Source organism: Candidatus Cloacimonadota bacterium (genome assembly GCA_034661015.1).
Classification (GTDB): domain Bacteria; phylum Cloacimonadota; class Cloacimonadia; order JGIOTU-2; family JGIOTU-2; genus JAYEKN01.
The window spans coordinates 1-2754 of sequence record JAYEKN010000180.1 but is presented as its reverse complement, the minus strand read 5'-3'; the positions used below and the strand labels follow the sequence as shown (position 1 = coordinate 2754).

At 37.9% G+C, this 2754-nt stretch carries 2 protein-coding genes; both read right to left on the bottom strand.

The window, feature by feature from the left end; genetic code table 11:
• Nucleotides 1-223: 223 nt before the first annotated feature.
• Nucleotides 224-1198 (bottom strand): efflux RND transporter periplasmic adaptor subunit, encoded by a 975-nt coding sequence (locus U9P79_06815; protein ID MEA2104334.1) that lies wholly within the window; start codon nucleotides 1196-1198, stop codon nucleotides 224-226.
• Between the two features lie 34 nt (nucleotides 1199-1232).
• Nucleotides 1233-2663, bottom strand: coding sequence for a TolC family protein (locus U9P79_06810; GenBank protein ID MEA2104333.1), 1431 nt, complete (start codon nucleotides 2661-2663; stop codon nucleotides 1233-1235).
• Between the last annotated feature and the right edge of the window lie 91 nt (nucleotides 2664-2754).

The following is a 2754-nucleotide window of genomic DNA, read 5'->3' as shown; positions in this document are numbered from 1 at the left end:
TTTCTGCATATTATCAACTGCTATTTTTTCAACTACGGTACTTTTTGTGTTCACAGGTTATTGCTATTTTAGCTCCGTAGGAGCGCCATCTCTGTAGCCGAATGCGTTAGCGTTCGGTGGAAATATTCCCAATTTTATAAAGCATCGTAGATGCGACATTTGAATCAAAAATGATTTTTTTTCACATCATTGAGTTTACGCACTAATCATTTCCCTTACATAATCAATAATAAACCTGAGCAGTCATTCCCGGGCGTAAACCTGTAATTTGTTTTGCGGGTTTAAGATGAACTTCAAATGTTTTCAGATCGTATTCTCCTTTTGCTTTGGTTGGCACCCAAGTAGCAAAATCTGCCATAGGAGCGAGAAAGTTTACCATAAAGATAAATTCTTTCCCGTTGAGAGCCGGAACTTTTACTTTACACTTCTTTCCTTTTTGGAATGAAGCGAGTTTATCTTCCCGCACATTCAAAAGCAGATAGGCGTCCTTCGGGATTTGAATACTAAGCAGGGGATAACCAGCACCCATTACTTCGCCAGGCTGAGCTATTTTGTTGCTGATTTCTCCGCTAACCGGTGCAACTATTTCCAGTTCATTATGATATGCTTGGGCTTCGTTATAAACATTTTTTGCTTCGATATATTCCCCTTTTGCAGCCACGATGTCCTCTTTTCTGGCACCTTCGAGAGCCATATCGTAAATTGCTTTTGCTTCTTCCATCTGATTCTTGGCAGCCTTGTATTTAAATTCGATCTCATCCATTTCTTGTTTAGCGATTATACTGTCTGCAAAAAGAACTTTAAAGCGATGGTATGTTTTTCGGGCAAAAACATATTGACTTTCCGCCATTTCGTATTGATTTTTTGCAGCTCTTTTTTGCTGCTCTCTGGCTCCGTTTTCCGCTTTTTGAACTAAAGCATTTGCAGCCTGAAGCACTCCGGCTGCCTGCCCGAGTTTTGCATTCATAATATTCGGCTGGATAGTTGCCAAAATTTGCCCTTTTTCAACGAGATCGCCTCTATTCACAAAAATACTATCGACTCTACCCGGTATCTCGGAAGATACGTTTACCACAGTAGTTTCTATCACTCCGGTCATTACCTGAGGAGAAGTTTTGCAAGAATTGACAAGCAAAATAATTGCTGCTAAAATCACTAAAAATAAAGGAAAAAGCAGAATAGCATTTTTCTTTTTCATATATAATTCCTTTCTGCCCGTAGGCATAAATATTTTAACCACAGTCGAACATTTCTAATATTTGCTCTGACTTTTCGATAGTTAAGTATAATTTTGATAAAGCCTTGTAATAATCGAAAAGAGAAAGCAGCTGTTCCACTTGAGCAGCTTGATATAGCAAACGTGAATCGATCACATCAATGGATTTTCCCAATCCCTCGTAAAACCGTTTTTCATTGATCTGCAAATTCTTTTTTGCAAGTTCCACGGTGGGTTTCAATTTCATATATCGGGTTTGACTATTGCTCACTTCATTATAATATTTTTCCGTAAGTAATAATATTTCTTCCGTAGCATATTTTTTTGCTTTACTCACTTCCGAACGCAAATGCCGTGCATACTGGAGTTTATTGTATTTCTTCAATCCTCCGAAAAGATTTATTTCCATTTGCAATCCCACCGAATAAGCCGGTAAGACCATTGGATAATTATTCCGAATAATATTATACTCTCCCACTGCGAGAATTTTTGGGAGAAATTTTGCTCTTTCCAAATTGAACGCCTGCTCAGCCATTATCTGCTTTTGGGCGATTAGTTTCAGAATGGAATTATTCGATCTTGCCCGCTTATTACATTCTGTTAGCTCGATGTCAATCGGATAATATTTTAACGAATCGCTTAAAGTGAATTGAGTATATCTCGGTAAATTCAGCAACGTTTTCAAAGCAGAATTTGCCAGAGTCAGTTTATTTTTTGTATCCGTCAATTTTCGTTCTGCATTTGCAACTGCTACTTGAGCGCGAATGATTTCATGCGGAGGAATTAAACCGACATCTACGGCTTTTTGTGCATCACGTTCATGTTTCAGCATGCCGGAAACAACATTTTTTCTCACCGCGAGCACTCGCTCCAACAAAGCTATGGAAAGGTATCTTTCAATCGTTTGTTGGGTGATCTGATCTCGGGTTTGATTCAATTCTTCCTTAGCAAAGTCGAATTCCGATTTTGCGAATCTTTTTCCGGCAGTGATCTCTCCGCCCATAAAAATCGGCTGGGTGATGAGCAAGTTTGCATTTTTATATTTCTGCTGATCAATTTCAATGTTATAAGAAGGTATTTCACCGAGACCAGCCAAAATCAAATCAATTTCTTGCGGAGTTAAGGGAGTTCCCAAATCGCTTGCGATCTGCTCAGCATATTGTACGGCTACATTATCTATCGATTCTTTCATCTTTTCCATATTTATCTCGGGGTTTTTATTTAGATAAGTATAGCCGGCGATGAGATTTACAGAAGGGAGATAATTCCCGAAAGCTGCTTTGTTCAGATACTCTTTTTGAAAAACCACTTCTTGCTGCTGAGCGATTTTTTGATTATTTGCCAAAGCACTATCAACCGCATCGGTCAGGCTTAATGATATTTCCTCAGCAAACAGTTGAATACTGGGAAAAAGTATAGCTAATAAAATGTAAAATATCTTTTTCATATTTATCCTTTAGTCCACTTAAAAAACTGTTCCCTGTTAAATAAAAAAACCAATATGGAAATAAATTCAACATAAGTTGATTCATTACCAA

Excerpts from the sequence above, each read along its gene's own strand:
- U9P79_06815 (MEA2104334.1), bottom strand. The coding sequence starts at position 1,198 with ATGAAAAAGAAAAATGCTATTCTGCTTTTTCCTTTATTTTTAGTGATT.
- U9P79_06810 (MEA2104333.1), bottom strand. The coding sequence starts at position 2,663 with ATGAAAAAGATATTTTACATTTTATTAGCTATACTTTTTCCCAGTATT.